Genomic DNA, 17,393 nt, shown 5'->3' with positions numbered 1-17,393 from the left:
ACACCTTGTTCACGGGCACCGTGACCCAGGACATGCTCGATAATGGCATCGATGTCAGCTTCGATGCACCAGCAACGGGCACCACCGTCGCGGTCACCGCCACCGTCACCGACCCTGCTGGCAACACCGCAGAGGGCAGCGATAACGCCCTGCTCGACTACGGCACGGGCACCGGCGCCCCCGCCAGCCCAACTGTCACCATCGATGAGGACATCAACAACGATGGCTTTATCAATGACGTTGAGCTCTCGGGTCAAATTGACATCACCGTCAGCTTGGGCGCAGGCACCGCTGTGGGCGACACCTTAGTGGTCACCGACCAAGCCGGTAACACCCTGTTCAGCGGCCCAGTCACGCAAGCGATGCTTGATAACGGCCTCACCTTGGCCATCGACGCCCCTGTCACTGGCACTGAGCTTGTGGTCACCGCCAACGTCACCGACCCTGCGGGCAACACCGCCACAGGCAATGACAGCGCGACCTTGGATTACGGTATCGGCAGCGGCGCCCCCGCCAGCCCAACCGTCACCATCGATGAGGACATCAACAACGATGGCTTCATCAACGACGCTGAGCTGGATGGTCAAATCAACATCACCGTTGAACTCGGTGCAGGCACCGCCGTCGGCGACACCTTAGTGGTCACCGACCAAGCCGGTAACGAACTGTTCAGTGGTACCGTCACCCAGCTTATGATTGATAACGGTTTACCAGTCACTATGGATGCACCAGTGACTGGTACTAGTGTTGTTGTTACTGCCACAGTTACAGATCCAGCTGGTAATACGAACTCAAATAGCGATACAGCATTAATTACTAATGCAACTGATGATGCAATCACTGTTCTTGAAGACAATACAGCTTCAGGGAATGTGCTAGCTAATGATGGAGCAGGTCATATAAGTGTCACTGGGTTCACCATGGATACTGATGGCGATAATGTTGAAGAGAGCTTTGACGTAAATACTAATATTACTGTTGAAGGTGGAACCTTAATCATCAATAGTGATGGTAGCTATAGCTTCACTCCAGCAGCTAACTGGAATGGTGTCCTACCGGTTATCACCTACACAACAAACACAGGTGACACAGCAACTCTTACTATAACTGTAAGTAGTGTTGATGAGCCCGTTATTGCTAATGATGACAACTACACTGTCAATGAAGATAACTCTATCGCGATTAATCTACTTGGTAACGATGTCGCTAATGATGGTGGTCTGGCAATTCAGAGTATCAATGGGGTGACATTAACTGGTGGAGCTCAGAACATTACTGTAACTAACGGTACAGTAATGATTGCAGCCAACGGCACCATGACCTTTGTTCCCGATGCAAACTTTAACGGTAATGTTAGCTTCGACTATGTTGCAACTGACGTTGATGGTGACACCGATACAGGCACAGTCACAATCACAGTCAACAGTGTGGATGAGCCCGTTATTGCTAATGATGACAGTTACACAGTCGATGAAGATGGTTCTATTGCGATGAACCTGCTTAGTAACGATGTCGCTAATGATGGTGGCTTGGCTATCCAGAGTATCAATGGTGTCGCATTAACCGGTGGAGCTCAAAACATTGCAGTGACTAACGGCACCGTTGTTATTGCAGCAAGTGGAGCCATGACCTTTGTTCCTGATGCAAACTTTAACGGTAATATCAGCTTCGATTATGTGGCGACCGATGTCGATGGCGATACAGACACAGGCACAGTCACTATTACAGTTAATAGCGTCGATGACCCTGTTATTGCTAATGATGACAGCTACACCCTTAATGAAGATGGATCGATTGCGATTAACCTACTGGGCAATGATGTTGCCAATGATGGCGGTTTAGCAATTCAAAGCATTAACGGAGTGACATTAACTGGTGGAGCTCAGAACATTACTGTGACGAACGGTACTGTGGTTATCGCTGCAAGTGGTGCAATGACCTTTGTGCCAAACGCGCACTTCAACGGTAACATCAGCTTCGACTATGTAGCGACTGATGCTGACGGTGATACAGATACAGGCACGGTCACAATCACAGTCAATAGCGTCGATGACCCTGTTACAGCTAATGATGACAGCTATACAGTCGATGAAGATGACTCTATTGCTATTAACTTACTTAGCAACGATTTAGCACCCGATGGTGGCTTAGCACTTGTAAGCATTAACGGCGTCACATTAACTGGTGGAGCTCAGAATATTACGGTACCTAACGGTACAGTGGTTATTGCCACCAATGGCACCATGACCTTCGTACCTTCACCTAACTACAATGGCAGTGTCAGCTTTAACTATATCGCTACAGATATAGATGGCGATACTGATACAGGTACGGTCAATATCACAGTTAACCCTGTTAATGATGACTTCACGGATCCTAATGAGTCTGTCACTATTATTGAGGATACAGGACCTACATCAGGTAATGTTATCGGTGGAACAACGAGTGTTGACGGTCCAGTAACAGTACAAAGCTTTACTATTGCTGGTGACAGTACAGTTTATAACGCTGGTCAAACGGTCAATATCAATGGCGTTGGTAGCATAGTTATCAGCAGTAATGGTAATTACACCTTTACTCCGGTAGCCAACTACAGCGGAACAGTCCCTCTAATCACCTATACATTAACCGATGGTTCGAGCACTGATGATTCAACATTGACCATCAATGTAACGGGCACAGACGATCCAGTCTCTATCACAACACCTGCAAAAATGATCTTAGATGAAGATCAATTATCAGGTGGTACTGGTACAGAGGTTGACCCAGTAGTACAGACACAACAGTTTACTGTTTCAGCGCCTGATGGGTTAAACAGACTCGAGATTACTAACAGTGGAGTCACGACATCAGTCACTCTAGCTATGTTACTTGCTGCAACCCCTGCTGCAGCCATCGTTATAGAAGGTGAACACGGTACATTAACGATCACAGATTATGATGCCAGCACAGGGACAGTAACTTATAGCTACACACTCAGTGAAGCACAGACACACAGCTTAACCGAAGATGAGCTTAGTGATAACTTTGGTGTGACTGCATATGACATCGATGGCGATACCAGCTCCACAACACTTGAAGTTGGCATTCTCGATGACCATGCACAGGCTACTTTAGATACTAACGGTGTCGATGTACTAACCGATGGATTTGAGGTTTCTGGAATTGTTGGTGAGTGGAGTAGCTGGACAGGTGGTGGGCCTTACCTGACTCGTTTCGATTCTAATGATAACGATACAGGTCTCGATCAGATGCGTTGGGGAGTTGCAAATGTAGATGTCGCCTCTGGTTATAGCTTTATCGATAATGATGCAGGTTTGGATGGGGTCCTTGATCTCAACCAAGATATAGTATTGGGTGACTTCACCCACATTAACTTCCCTGTATTTTCGTCAATTACACAGGCGACCTTGACGGTTAACTTTACCATCACAGATTCTTTCGGTGTGGTAACTACTGTAGGGATTGACATTAACTTCGATCACCAAGAGACAACCAATACAGGTAACCCTGAACTTGATAGAGATATCATTAATATTGGTCAACCTGAGGTGACATTCCAATATGAAGGCGAGTTCTACACTATCAAGGTACTAGGCTTCATTGATGAGAATGGTGACTTGGTTACAACGGTCAGAACCTATGAAAATCAAACCAACACTTACGAGTTAATCGCTAAGGTAGTTGAAGGCGTGGGTTATCACTTACCTAATAAGGAGGGTAACGTACTTAACAACGACTTAGGCTCTGATGGACTAACCGTTGTCGGTGTTGCCTTTACCAATGATGATGGTACTGACATCTTCACTGGTGTAGGAGCAACAATACAAGGCACTTACGGTAATTTAGTGCTCAATGCTGATGGTACCTATGAGTATCAGTTAACAGCGGGGACTAATATTATCCCTGAAGATGCGACTGAAACCTTTGTTTACACAATAAGAGATTCTGATGGTGATGTGTCAACCACTAAACTGATTATTGGTGTAACACCGTCTGACTTTAATGGTGTTCCTGTCGATATCGACCTTAATGTCGATGGCAATGACGGTAATGACTCTATCCTTGTTGTTGATGGTGAGAATTCGGCTAACCCGAACCAGATGAGTGTTAATTTTGGTGGTGGATTACAGGGCACGATAACCAATCAATCAGGTGCTGAGGTACTCGTTACTTCAGGTACAGCCTATAGCACTCATTCAGCTCAAAATGTCAGCTCTGGTGCTGGTCAAGATCATATTGAGACTGGCAGCGGTAACGATATTATCTACGCAGGTTCAACTGGCGACTCGACAAGTGGTAATACCGACGACGATATAGAGTTAAGTACTTCGACTCTACTCAGTCATCATATAATGACAGGTTCATTGAATGGTTCTAACAGCATTGTCGATAATGACGGTCTGCTGTTATCAGCGGATGTCACTAGTGAAAAAGCGGATGTTGTCAATGCTGGTAGTGGTGATGATATGGTTTATGGACAAACCGGTAGCGATATCCTTTATGGACACACAGGAAACGACACCTTAGATGGTGGCAAGCATAACGATGCCCTTCGTGGTGGTAAAGGTGATGACACGCTTATTGGTGGACAGGGTGACGATGTACTAAGAGGCGATGCTGGCAGAGACACCTTTGTTTGGAATAAAGATGAGTTAGGTACTGACCATATTATCGACTTTAATCTAGGCCAAGATAAGTTAGATCTCAGTGATCTACTGCAAGGCGAGACTGCTGATAATCTATTCCTCTACCTGCATTTCACTATCAATGACACAACGGGTACTACCACCATAGATATTGATGCAGACCATAACGGAACATTTGAGCAACATATTGTTCTGGATGGCGTGGACCTTAGTGATATCTATGGCGACACTGAAAGTGAGATTATCAATGGCTTATTAGGTGACAACGGAGATGGTCCATTAATCATTAATACAGTGGCTGATGCTTCATCTCCATCACCGACAGGACCTGGTTCAGACCCTAGTTTAGAAGAGAATCAAGTAACGCATCTGATCCCTTAGGGGTAAAGCAAAATGATGATTTAAATCAAATTAGAGAATTTTTATCAATATTTATGTAATATAATGAAATTAAATTGATAATAAAATCTTAAGGATATGCGTTTAGGTGTCGACATCAGTTCCTAAAAAAACTGAGCAATGGACAGTGTCAGCCTCACAGCGAGTGACAGTCGATCCATTGCTAGACAGTTTAGTATTATTGACCGAGTACTTCGGTAGTCCCTGCTCCAGCGAATCGATGGCGGCAGGCCTACCTTTGTCCGGCAGTGTACTTACTCCAGATCTGGTTCCCCAAGCTGCTGGGCGAGCGGGCTTAGCAGCCAAGCTCACTCAAAAAGGCTTAAACCAGATCTCGCCTATATTTTTACCTTGTATCTTGCTACTTAAAGATAAAAAGGCATGCTTACTCCGAGAGTTAGATGTAGAGAAAGATAAAGCTGTTATTCAACTGCCGGAAACTGGTGGTGAACAGGTACTGACACTTGAAGATTTAGAGGCTATCTATGTTGGCTATCTGTTTCTTGTAAAGCAGCAGTACCGTGGTGACATGGGTTTCGATGTTCATCAACATGACAGCACTACGCATTGGTTAGTGCAGACCCTTAGAGACTCTGCACCTATCTATCGAGATGCGCTACTTGCATCGGTTTTAGTCAACCTGTTTGCGCTGGTGTCGCCACTCTTTATCATGAATGTTTATGATAAAGTTGTGCCAAATTTAGCTTTCTCATCACTTTGGGTACTCGCCATTGGTGCGAGTGTTGCTTACATATTTGATCTAATACTTAGACAACTTCGCTCCTACCTCATTGATGTGGCGGGGAAAAAAGTTGATATTATCGTCTCATCCAGACTATTTGCCAAAGCGATAGGCATACCGCTGGAAAAACGATCCCCTAGTGTAGGCGGAATGGCTCGACAACTCGGCGAGTTTGACAGTATTAGAGAGATATTAACCTCGGCAACCATCACCACCTTAGTCGATCTCCCCTTTGCCATATTTTTCATGATCATCATCTATGTTGTAGCTGGTGATCTGGCCGTTATTCCTCTGATAGGCAGTTTGATCATTATTGGTTATACACTGATCATGCAACCCAAGTTAAAAGCGGCCATTGAAGAGAGTAATAAGTTTTCAAGCCTCAAACATGGACACCTGATTGAATCTCTAGCGTCTCTAGAATCAATAAAATCCAGTGGCGCTGAAGGTTTAGTACAAAAAAGTTGGCAGCAGATGATTGGCCATACAGCCAATTGGCAGCTTAAATCTAAAAAGATCTCTACAGCAGTCACAAACTTAGCCAATTTTGTTGTACAGCTTTCTGTCGTTTGCGTTGTGATTTTAGGGGTTTACCGAGTTGCGGATAACGAAATATCCATGGGCGGCATTATTGCTGCGGTTATCTTGTCCAGCAGAGCTATCTCCCCTATGGCGCAGCTAGCAGGCCTCATGACCCGTGGTAATCACACAGCAAGCGCCCTACGCCAACTTAACGAGATCATGACTCAAGAAGATGAGTTTGAAAACAAAGGTCACCTCGTCAGCCGTCAACGCTTACAGGGAAAGATCAGTGCGGACCATATTAGCTTTGCATATCCGGGCTCTGAAAAGCCGGTATTACACCCAATGTCTATCAATATTGAACCTGGTGAGCGTATTGCCATTATTGGCCGCAACGGTTCAGGAAAGAGTACATTGGCTAAAATGCTTGTGGGCCTTTATCAACCAACAAAAGGTAGTCTGCGCTATGACGGCCTCGATTCTGCCCAGATCCACCCAACAGATTTAAGACGTAATTTTGGTTACTTGCCTCAAGATATCACCCTCTTTCACGGCACAATCAGGGACAATATTCTCTTCGGTACTCGTCAGGTAACTGAACATCAATTGATCAGAGCCGTTCAACTTTCTGGGATCAGTCAATTTACCGATCTCGACAGTGAAGGCTTAGATCAGCAAGTAGGTGAAGGCGGCCAGTCACTCTCCCGTGGACAGAGACAGACCGTAGCCCTCGCTAGAGCAACCCTAAACGATCCTCCAGTGCTCTTAATGGATGAGCCTAGTGCCAGCTTAGATGCTAGAGCAGAAAAGCAGTTTATTCATGCAATGCAAAACGTAACCAGAGACAGAACCTTACTGCTTATTACCCATAAGATGCACCTGTTAAAACTGGTTGACCGAATAGTCGTGTTAGACAGAGGACATGTGGTCATCGATGGACCCAAAGCGGAAGTGCTAGACAAACTAAGTAAAGGTTTGCTTGCCGGAGGGCAAACCAATGAGTAAAAACTTAACCACTCATGATCTTGAAATGATCGATGATGTTTATGGTGCCATGATGACAGACGCACCAAGCAGTCATAGGTTGATCATCTGGACACTGGTGGCTTTGGCCGCATGTTTTTTAATTTGGGCATTTTTTGCAGAGCTTGACCAAGTAACAACTGGCATGGGGAAAGTGATCCCCTCATCTCAAGTCCAGATAATTCAAAGTCTGGATGGCGGCATCATGCAGGAGTTATATGTTCAGGAAGGGATGATAGTAACTAAAGGACAGGCCTTAGTTCGTATTGACGATACTCGCTTTCGTTCCGACTTCGCTCAGCAAGAGCAGGAGGTCTACAGCCTACAAGCCAATGTAAAACGGTTAGAGACTGAGTTAAATAGCATTGTCATCACCGATATGGCAGCTGACTGGCGTGAGCAGGTCAAGATCACTAAGTTACCATTGCAGTTTTCTGCAGAGTTGTCGGAATTGGAGCCTGAGCTAATTGAACGTCAAAAAGATGAATATTCAGGCCGGTTAGACAGCCTAAGCAATCAGTTAGAGATCTTAGCCAGGCAGATACAGCAAAGGCAGCAAGAGACACAAGAGCTAGCTTCAAAAATACGTACCCTAACCAAAAGTTACCAATTAGTCTCTCGAGAGCTGTCACTAACAAGGCCACTGGCGGATAAGGGCATTGTGCCAGAAGTTGAACTGCTAAAACTCGAACGTACGGTAAATGACATACAAGGTGAGTTAGCCACCCTAAGGCTTTTACGCCCTAAGGTAAAAGCCTCTCAAGATGAAGCTATTTTAAAGCGACGCGAAGCAGTATTTGCCTTCTCAACTGAAACGCGAACTCAATTGAGCGATCTGCAAACTAAGTTATCACGCATGAGCGAAGCACAGGTTGGTGCACAAGATAAAGTGAACAAGGCGGAGATCACCTCACCGGTTAACGGCACAATAAAGAGTATTTATATCAATACATTGGGCGGAGTTGTTCAACCTGGCGTCGATATTATCGAGATCGTACCGTCAGAAGATCAACTGCTTATTGAAACCAAGATAACACCTAAAGATATTGCGTTTTTACACCCTGGTCTTCCAGCCGTAGTCAAAGTCACAGCATATGACTTTACTCGCTATGGAGGGTTGAACGGGACTGTGGAGCACATAAGTGCTGACACATCACAAGATGAGGAGGGGAACAGCTTCTATCTTGTCAAGGTTCGTACTGAACTTTCAAGCTTAACAAGGGACGATGGCACAGAGATGCCGATAATACCAGGGATGTTGACTTCAGTTGATGTTATTACTGGGCAGAGATCCATTCTAGAGTACATACTTAATCCAATTTTAAGGGCAAAAGATACTGCGCTTCGAGAGCGCTAAACCTTAAAGTTCAACCTGGAGGGGTTAACAATGAACACCAGTTCAATTCGGCAGTTAAAACGCAGTGCATTAGCACTGGCTGTTAGCGCGCTGATTATTCCGGCATCTGCATACAGTCAAACACTGGAGCAAGCCGTAGCACACACATTGGATACAAATCCTGAGATCCGTATTGCCTTTAACCGATTTAAAGCTCGAGAGGAGCAGGTTAATCAAGCCATTGCGGGTTATATGCCAACCGTTGATCTGACTGGCGGTTATGGATGGGAGCAAACCAATAGTCCTTCGACTCGCAGAAAGAAAAACCAAGGTGACGTAGATTCTGACGGCGTTATTGAGTTAGAACGTGGCGAAGCCGGTTTTAGTATCAAACAGATGCTATTTGATGGTTTTTACACTAGCAGCGAAGTCGATCGATTCAGCTTCGAGGCCAGTGCCGATCAGTGGGCTCTATTCTCTGCAGCAGAGGATATGGCACTCGATGTCGCTAAGGTCTACATCAACTATATCCGCACCGAACAGGTGATGACGCTTGCAGAAAAAAACCTGCTTAGCCACCAAGATATCTACGAACAGATCAAGCAAAGAACCGACTCAGGTTTAGGCTCTACAGCTGATCTATCTCAGATAACGGGTCGTTTAGCACGTGCAAACGCTAACCTTATTTCGGCAAAAAATAACTTTTATGACGCTAAAGCACAGTTTATAAAAGTTGTTGAGTCACAACCAGAAAACCTGATTGTGCCTGTACCCGATGACGACATGATGCCGGAAGATCTCAATACCAGTATTCAACTGGCTCAAGAGAACCACCCAATTCTAAAGTCGGCGAGTAGTGATATTGAAGCAGCAAAAAATGAGAAATCATCAGCTCAATCTAACTACTATCCAAAGCTGTCTTTAGACTTAGCTGGTAACTGGAATAATGACGTAGACGGTGAAGATGGTTTTAGCAACATTGCTAGCTCAAGTGTAGGTGGTCACAGTAACGATCTGGTTGCTATGGTTCGAATCAAGTACAACCTCTTCTCTGGCGGTAAAGATCTCGCTCGCGAGAAAGAAGCAGCGTACAAGATCGGTGAAGCAAAAGAGATCCGTCAACGTGCACACCGTCAAGTTGTTGAAGGGGTAAGTCTTGCTTGGAACGCTTACGAATTGCTTGAACCACAGAAGCTGTACATTCGAGATCATGTGATCGCAGCCAAAGATACACAGGTGGCCTATAGCCAGCAGTTTAACTTAGGCCAGCGTACACTACTCGATCTACTCGATACTGAAAATGAGCTATTCGAAGCACGTAAAGACTACCTTGAAGCTGAGTATGACCAAGTCATCTCTGAATACCGAGTGTTAAATGCAACTGGCAGACTGTTAGAGTCACTAAGAGTTACAGCTCCAGATGTATGGCAAGGTGAACGAAACTACGAAGGAGGGGTTAACTAATGAGAACCTTCATTCTGATATTAAGTGTAACCTTATTGGCTGGCTGCTCGATGAGAGACATAGCCACCATGGATGGGGCAACCACACAGGTTCACGATCTTAACGATAACGACAGAGATGGTGTTATCGTAGCCCGTGAGCGCTGTAATGAGACCGTTGGCGGTGCAACTATCGATAACTATGGTTGCGGGAAAATTAAGCCCATTAATGAACGCCAGGAGCTTAAAATTTTATTCCCTAATGACTCTTATTACATAGATCCTATGTACTATGATCAAGTAGAGATTATTGCGACATTTATGCGTCAATTTCCTAATACCAAGGTCACTATCGAGGGACATTGTAGTAAAACAGGATCCTACGAGCATAATTTGGCACTTTCCCAAAACAGAGCAAACGCAGTCACTACAGCATTAAGCGAACGTTTCGGCATTGAACCTGATAGGTTAACAGCAATTGGATATAGCTTCGATCGACCGATAGATCTTAGCGAAACCGCCATGGCACATACTCGTAATAGACGAGTTATCGCTGAAGTCACTGGCGAAGACACAACTGCTGATATGAAGTGGAATATCTATACGGTAGATGAAGAAGTGAAATAAGGAGCTTAACCTAACATCATGAAAGACAGGCTTACTCATAATGTAACTTATATCAAAGTCTGTCGATTCTTGTTGGTCGCTGTGATGTTAGCTACTTCTTGTCTTTACGCTTCTCCTACACAAAAGCTCAATAAGGGGCATATTACCTCAACACTTGAATCCCGCTACGGTGAACGAGCGGGAAAACGTGTCAGAGCTTGGTTTAAAGTACTGGATGAAGCAAAAAGTCTAAGCGAAAGAGAGAAGATAACTAAGGTAAATACCTTTTTTAACCTTTTTCGTTTCGTTGATGATATTAAGCTTTGGGGTGAAAGCAACTACTGGGCAACCCCAATGGAGTTTATAGGTGTAAACGGTGGAGATTGTGAAGATTTCTCAATTGCCAAGTATTTCACCTTACTCCAACTTGGTGTAGCAGAAGATAAGTTACGGATCACTATGGTAAAAGCCACAACGGTTAACCAATACCATATGGTCCTCGCTTATTACGAGACACCAGGCTCTATCCCATTGGTTCTCGACAATTTAGATAGAAAAATAAAACCGGCAACCCAAAGGAAAGACCTGCTTCCAGTATATAGCTTTAACGGTCGACAACTTTGGCTAAACAAAGAAAAAGGACGAGGAGTTCTAGCAGGTTCATCTAAGAAACTTGCAAAGTGGAATGACCTCAAACATAGATTGGGTGTCGAGAGACTCAGAAAACCCAAATTAAGATTGGAGTAGCTAGAAAGATGACACTGTTTCGACAGATATACTCACTACTGTTCGGCCTATTCTTACTGGTGGTGGCTAGTCTAGGCTATGTACAATTTACAGAGACCCAAAGCTTTTTAACTAAGCAGATGGCGTCAGACCTAAATAATACCAGTAATTCACTAGGTATAATGCTAGTTCCTGATCTTGAAGCAGGAGACATCGTTGGTGCCGAAACTCTTATCAACGTTATCTTTGAAGGCGGCTACTACCAACAAGTTAAATTAACTTGGTTAGTCGATGGTAAACAGCAAACTTGGGAAAACCCCATCCATATTCAGGGTGTTCCACAATGGTTTATCGATCTCGATTTTTTCCAAACAATAAAAAAAGAGAGCATCATTACCTCTGGCTGGATCCAGCTCGCTAAATTAGAACTTACCGCCCATCCAGGTTTTGGGTATAACGAGCTATGGCGAACAATGACAAACGCCATCATCGTTTTCTCCATCCTTTTTCTCATCGCTATTGTGGTTGCCAGAGTCGGATTGACCATGATACTCAAACCTCTACATGAGATAGCAATCCATGCTAAAGAGATTGCTCAACGTAAGTTCGGCCCTGATATGCAAGTTCCTAAAACTGCCGAGCTCAAATCCGTCGTTCTCGCCTTTAATAGCATGTCAGATCAACTAAAACAGCTCTTTAACTCCCTTGATGAAGAGGTGGGTGAACTACGTAAGAAAAATCTAGTCGATCAAGTATCAGGCCTGCCAAACAGACAATATATGATGGGACGTCTCAATAGCTGGCTTAATGAGCCTGCCAGTGGTGCCCTAGTCATGGCTAAGTTTGACTGGCTAGAGGAGGTTCATAGCAAGTATGGCTACCAAGTAAGAGATGAAACCATCAAGCTACTTGCAGAGAAGATGCAGGAACACCTCGATGAGGTCGCAGGCTCAGTCATTGCTCGAATTGCAGCCTATGAATTTGCCTTCTTAATCACTAGCTCTGAACATGATCAGACAAGTCGTTATCTGCAAACCTTAATACGCACCATTAATCAGGAGATGTCGAAAGCGGGTTGTAAACCTAATGAAAACTTCGCCATTGGTGTTGCCGAGCGTATTGGTCATATGTCAGTTTCAGATATTTTAGCTCAGACAGATAACGCACTTCAAAAAGCCATTAAGGAAGATAAAGTCTTCCATTGGTTTGAGACAAACGAGAAACAGCTATTCACTCGAGAGCAGTGGCGTGAACATCTAAGTGCAGCCATACAAGAGTGTAACTTCAACTTTAAATGGCAACCTGTTCATATTAATGACAGTGATAATATCCTGCAAAGAGAGCTTTATTGCCAGCTTAGTATGGGGGATAAGATCATCCATGCGGGACAATTTATGCCCTATGTTGAACTGCTATCTCTAGGCTCGATGCTAGATAAACATTTGATACAAGATGTGCATGAGAAACATCTGTTAAACCGGAACCAAGAGCCCATAGCCATAAACTTAACCTTCCAGAGCTTAAGTGACCCTAAGTTCCATGAATGGCTCAATACCTTCTTGCGCTCAACAAACCTATCTGAACGTATCTGTTTCGATATTCCTGAAGCCGCAGTCTATAGCGACCCAGATGCTTGTCATGCGATCTGTACAGTTATTAGAGACAACGGTGCTCAGTTTGGTATCGATCACTTCGGCCGTCAGTTTGGCTCAATGTCATACCTGCAATCACTGAGACCGAGCTATGTGAAACTAGATCAATCTTTTGCTTACTATGATGACAGTGAACATAGTGGTGAGCTATGTCGTGCAATTATCAATGTTGCCCGAGGATTAGATATCAAGGTTATTGTGACAGGTATCGAAGAGATGCCTCAGCTAGAGCGCTTTGTTCCACTGAAAACCAATGCCTTTATGGGTTACATCTTCCCACCAACAGAGATTGAAGATTAACGCTTAAGATTACATGATAGAAGGCCCAGATAACTATCTGGGCCTTCTTGTTTTCAGCTTGCAGACCTTGGCGTTTTTGTATAACGCTAATACCAACCAACATAAAACCTCCAATGTATCGGTTTAAGAGTAGGCTCCGAACCACTAATTCTCAGCTCCGCCATAAACAAAAAGCCCTTAGATTTCTCTAAGGGCTTCTAGTAAATTTGGTCGGCTGATTTTATGAAGAGTAGGATTCGAACCTCTGACCCTCTGGTCCGCAAAACGAAAAAAGCCTTCTGATTTTCTCAGAAGGCTTTCGAATTTGGTTGGCTGATTTTATAAAGAGTAGGATTAGAACCTCTGACACTCTGGTCCGCTCTTGCTTCACTTCTCTATTAAAAAGCATTGATGCGCTACTGGGCTGCGCTAATCACCGAAATTTTTTAATTTGGTTGGCTGATTTTATAAAGGTAGGCTCCGAACCACTAATTCTCAGGTCCGCTATAAACAAAAAGCCCTTAGATTTCTCTAAGGGCTTCGAGTTAATTTGGTCGGTGATAGAGGATTCGAACCTCTGACCCTCTGGTCCCAAACCAGATGCGCTACCGGGCTGCGCTAATCACCGTATCTTTCTGTTGCTATATCGAATCAATTCAATATATCTAAATTTGGTCGGTGATAGAGGATTCGAACCTCTGACCCTCTGGTCCCAAACCAGATGCGCTACCGGGCTGCGCTAATCACCGAGATAGATGTTTAAAGAGGTTCCCCCTCTGGTCCGCTCTTATCACAATCTGGATGCACTACCACACTATGCTAATCACTAAAATAGACTTTTAAAGAGGTCTCTCTCTGCTCTATGAGCTAAAAGGTTATTTGAAATGGGGTGACTGATGGGGTTCGAACCCACGACAACCGGAATCACAATCCGGGACTCTACCAACTGAGCTACAATCACCACTGACTATTTCAAAACAACATTACTAACTTGGCGTTCAACTCATTCTGGTGCACCCAGAAGGATTCGAACCCTCGGCCTCACCCTCCGGAGGGGTGCGCTCTATCCAGCTGAGCTATGGGTGCCTGCCTTGTTAGCGAGGCATATAATATGGATTATTTACCCTGCCGTCTACAGATTTATGCGAATAGTATGTTTGTTTGCTCAACTTTTAACTTATTATGCTCTTTTTTCCTCATTAAGACTGCTTTTTGCACAGAATAATATCAAGCAAATACCTTGGCTCAGCTGTTTTTTCATGCTATTTATATCTATTAGTGTAAAAATATTCCAGATCCAAGCTCCATAAAATAAAAATAGCGATTGGCGGATACCATGTTTAGGGATGAACAGACTCAACACTCACAGCGTGAATTTGAGCTTATGCAAAAAAGGATTTCGCGTTTAAAGAGCTTAGCTCTTAAATATAAGCGCGCAGAGGTGACGCAAAATATGTTGCTAGAGTTATCCAACTTAGCAGCAAGCGTAAGCTCCCCAGCTGAGTTTTACTCTGGAGTACATAGCTACCTCAGTACTCTTCTCCCCGCAGATAACTTCTTTGTTGCCCTACTCGACCCACTAAATAACGTACTTGAGATCCCCTTCTTTCTCGATGAAAAAGACAAGCACCCCCTCGAACTATTTTCCAAAGAGAACATATCGGCAAAGCTGCTCAGCGGCCTAACTGGTTATGTACTTAAAACAGGGAAAAGCTTGCTATGCAACCAAGATAAATTTGAGCAGTTAATCTTAGATAAACAGATAGAGAGCTTAGGTGCTCCCTGTCATCTATGGCTCGGTGTTCCAATAACAGTACATCACTCTGTCGTAGGGGTGTTGGTTATTCAAAGTTACTCTGAACAGGTTAATTTCACAGAGGTGGATATTGAACTACTTGGGTTTGTGAGTCATCAGATATCCAACATCATGGAGAGGGTGCAACACCAGGAGCAGCTTGAACAAGCTATAGCACAGAGAACAAGAGAGTTAAGCGTTGCCTATGACAAATTAAAACAGGAAGTGAATGAGAAGCGACGTGCAGAGCTGTTACAAAAGTCGCTTTTTGAGATAGCCGATCTTGCGACCTCAAATATTGATACGCATGCATTTTACTCAGAGCTCCATAGAGTCATTAGTCACCTTATTCCAGTGAGTAACTGCTATATCGCCCTGTTAAATGATCAGTGCAATCAGATCAACTTTCCATTTTATGTCAGTCAAGCAAATGGGCGAGCCCCCGATAGCAGAATAATCTGTGATGGCTTAACTGAATATGTCATTAAAAACCGTAGGCCCCTGCTGCTGCAAAATATTGATATTCAGTCCTTAGTCAGCTCAGGCCAAATCTACGCTAAAACTCCAGAGCTAAATAATACTAAAGATATCTACCAATGGATTGGGATACCTCTGTTCATCCATGAGCAGGTTCGCGGTGCATTAACCATCTATAGTACAAATAAAACCCGTCGTTATCAGGAAAACGATCTCGACCTGCTCACCTTTGTCTCTCAGCATATTGCCAGCGCCATCGAACGAAAATTATCGGCAGAATCTCTAATTGCCAGCTATGAACAGCTCGAAGATAAAGTCATCGAGCGTACTCAAGCTCTCGCCCTTCTCAATCAAGACTTAGAAAAAGAGATTGCTCAAAGACGAAAGATGGAGCAGCAGCTCGTCCATGATGCCAACCACGATACCTTAACAGGACTCCCCAATCGCGGCATGTTTATGGAGAGACTCTCTCAAGCGATTAAACACACTCGCAGGCATAAGCTAGATCGCTTTGCTCTGCTGTTTATCGATCTAGACAGATTCAAGTTGATCAATGATACCTTAGGTCATATTGAGGGAGACAGGTTTCTGGTCGAAACCTCAAGACGACTAAAACTCTGCATCCGAGAGAATGATAGCCTAGGCCGAATTGGTGGTGATGAATTTGTAATCCTGCTCGACAGAATAAATGGCTCTCAAGATGCCAAAGAGGTCGCTGAACGTGTGCTCACTGGTTTATCAGAGCCCTATAAACTCGCCAACCAGCAGTTTAAATCAGGCGCGAGTATAGGTATCGCATTTAACCAACATAAAACAGACACCAGTGAATCCCTGCTACGGGACGCCGATGCCGCTATGTACCAAGCTAAAACAAATGGTAAAGGCTGTTATGTTATTTTTGATGATAAATCCCACAAGCAACTCGATAAAGATATTGAGCTGGAACTGGAACTTCGCAATGCGATCTCAAACCGCTCACTCTTGATTAGCTACCTACCAATAGAAGATTTGCAAACAGGAGAGACCTTAGCTCTTGAGCCACGCCTTTACTGGAACCATCCAAGTTTAGGCAAAATTAAGCAGGCAAAACTGCTCAATATTGCCGAGCACTGCAGCTTAACCACCGAGCTAGATATCTTCCTATTGGGGACGTTAAACAGTGAGTACGCCCAACTGCAAAAGATGTCGCTGGCTCACCTGCCGTTACATATCAATATCTCGGGTCACCATCTAAAGCATAAGCACGCATTAAGACATCTTAAAAATAAGTTGAAACAGAGCTATTTTAGCAGTGAGCAACTCTGGCTATTTTTCGATGAGCAGGGGTTTATCTTCGATACTGATAACCATATTAATGCTTTCGATCTGCTCACAAAGCTAGAGGTTAACTTAGCGCTCAGTGGGTATGGTAGTGCTCATAGTGCCCTCAGTAGCCTGACCTTCCTTCCCCTAAAAGGGCTTAAACTGGACCCAAGTTACCCCTGTCATCTAGACAGTAAGCAACACAAAAAGCTGCTTAACGCCCACTTTTTAACGGCTCAAGCACTGGAGTTAACGGTTTTTGTTGACGGTATTAGTACAAAACAACAGAAAGAGTTGATGCTAGAGATAGGTTTTGAGCGGGGACAGGGTCAGGCATTAGGGAAAGTATTAAGACTCGAAGAGGTAGAAACCTCAGTCTGTGCCTGAATATCCCCAAAAACTTTAAGATAATACCAATCAATAAAATACATCAAAAGAGTGCT

At 44.2% G+C, this 17,393-nt stretch carries 8 protein-coding genes and 4 tRNA genes; 8 read left to right on the top strand and 4 right to left on the bottom strand.

The window, feature by feature from the left end; all coding sequences use genetic code 11:
* Positions 1 to 20: 20 nt before the first annotated feature.
* The 7 genes from K0625_RS13160 to K0625_RS13130 all read left to right on the top strand — a co-directional run bounded on the left by K0625_RS13160 (position 21) and on the right by K0625_RS13130 (position 13,397).
* Complete coding sequence (locus K0625_RS13160; protein WP_220110110.1) at positions 21 to 5,030, top strand: cadherin-like domain-containing protein; 5,010 nt, start codon at positions 21 to 23, stop codon at positions 5,028 to 5,030.
* Between the two features lie 106 nt (positions 5,031 to 5,136).
* Entirely contained in the window at positions 5,137 to 7,317 is a 2,181-nt protein-coding gene (locus tag K0625_RS13155; protein ID WP_220110109.1) for a type I secretion system permease/ATPase, read from the top strand.
* Positions 7,310 to 8,692, top strand: a complete 1,383-nt coding sequence (locus K0625_RS13150; RefSeq protein ID WP_220110108.1) for an HlyD family type I secretion periplasmic adaptor subunit — start codon at positions 7,310 to 7,312, stop codon at positions 8,690 to 8,692. The genes K0625_RS13155 and K0625_RS13150 overlap by 8 nt, the downstream gene beginning before the upstream one ends.
* A gap of 30 nt (positions 8,693 to 8,722) precedes the next feature.
* Positions 8,723 to 10,135: a TolC family outer membrane protein gene (locus K0625_RS13145; protein ID WP_220110107.1), complete on the top strand. Its 1,413-nt coding sequence runs from the start codon at positions 8,723 to 8,725 to the stop codon at positions 10,133 to 10,135.
* Positions 10,135 to 10,740 (top strand): OmpA family protein, encoded by a 606-nt coding sequence (locus K0625_RS13140; RefSeq protein ID WP_220110106.1) that lies wholly within the window; start codon positions 10,135 to 10,137, stop codon positions 10,738 to 10,740. The genes K0625_RS13145 and K0625_RS13140 overlap by 1 nt, the downstream gene beginning before the upstream one ends.
* A gap of 18 nt (positions 10,741 to 10,758) precedes the next feature.
* On the top strand, positions 10,759 to 11,466 hold the full coding sequence (locus tag K0625_RS13135) for a transglutaminase-like cysteine peptidase (protein WP_220110105.1): 708 nt from the start codon (positions 10,759 to 10,761) through the stop codon (positions 11,464 to 11,466).
* 8 nt (positions 11,467 to 11,474) lie between these two features.
* The gene (locus tag K0625_RS13130) at positions 11,475 to 13,397 is read left to right on the top strand and encodes a bifunctional diguanylate cyclase/phosphodiesterase (RefSeq protein ID WP_220110104.1); all 1,923 of its coding nucleotides are present in this window, start codon (positions 11,475 to 11,477) and stop codon (positions 13,395 to 13,397) included.
* A 530-nt stretch (positions 13,398 to 13,927) separates the two neighbouring features.
* On the opposite strand, the gene K0625_RS13125 is transcribed toward K0625_RS13130, so the two are convergent.
* From K0625_RS13125 to K0625_RS13110, 4 genes are all read right to left on the bottom strand, one after another.
* Positions 13,928 to 14,004, bottom strand: a tRNA-Pro gene (locus tag K0625_RS13125).
* Positions 14,005 to 14,048: 44 nt separating this feature from the next.
* Positions 14,049 to 14,125 (bottom strand) — tRNA-Pro (locus tag K0625_RS13120).
* Positions 14,126 to 14,261: 136 nt separating this feature from the next.
* Positions 14,262 to 14,337: transfer RNA gene (locus K0625_RS13115), tRNA-His, on the bottom strand.
* 48 nt (positions 14,338 to 14,385) lie between these two features.
* A tRNA-Arg gene (locus K0625_RS13110) sits at positions 14,386 to 14,462 on the bottom strand.
* A gap of 250 nt (positions 14,463 to 14,712) precedes the next feature.
* Here K0625_RS13110 and K0625_RS13105 point away from each other — a divergent pair.
* Positions 14,713 to 17,337, top strand: coding sequence for a sensor domain-containing phosphodiesterase (locus tag K0625_RS13105; RefSeq protein ID WP_220110103.1), 2,625 nt, complete (start codon positions 14,713 to 14,715; stop codon positions 17,335 to 17,337).
* Positions 17,338 to 17,393: the final 56 nt, after the last annotated feature.

It is taken from the genome of Shewanella nanhaiensis (assembly GCF_019457885.1).
Lineage (GTDB): Bacteria > Pseudomonadota > Gammaproteobacteria > Enterobacterales > Shewanellaceae > Shewanella > Shewanella nanhaiensis.
The sequence above is the reverse complement of the archived record's forward strand: the minus strand, read 5'-3'. Positions and strand labels throughout refer to the sequence as shown.

What these genes read in the sequence shown, in the direction of transcription:
- K0625_RS13150 (WP_220110108.1), top strand. Translation starts at nt 7,310, where the DNA reads ATGAGTAAAAACTTAACCACTCATGATCTTGAAATGATCGATGATGTT.
- K0625_RS13145 (WP_220110107.1), top strand. Translation starts at nt 8,723, where the DNA reads ATGAACACCAGTTCAATTCGGCAGTTAAAACGCAGTGCATTAGCACTG.
- K0625_RS13140 (WP_220110106.1), top strand. Translation starts at nt 10,135, where the DNA reads ATGAGAACCTTCATTCTGATATTAAGTGTAACCTTATTGGCTGGCTGC.
- K0625_RS13135 (WP_220110105.1), top strand. Translation starts at nt 10,759, where the DNA reads ATGAAAGACAGGCTTACTCATAATGTAACTTATATCAAAGTCTGTCGA.
- K0625_RS13130 (WP_220110104.1), top strand. Translation starts at nt 11,475, where the DNA reads ATGACACTGTTTCGACAGATATACTCACTACTGTTCGGCCTATTCTTA.
- K0625_RS13105 (WP_220110103.1), top strand. Translation starts at nt 14,713, where the DNA reads ATGTTTAGGGATGAACAGACTCAACACTCACAGCGTGAATTTGAGCTT.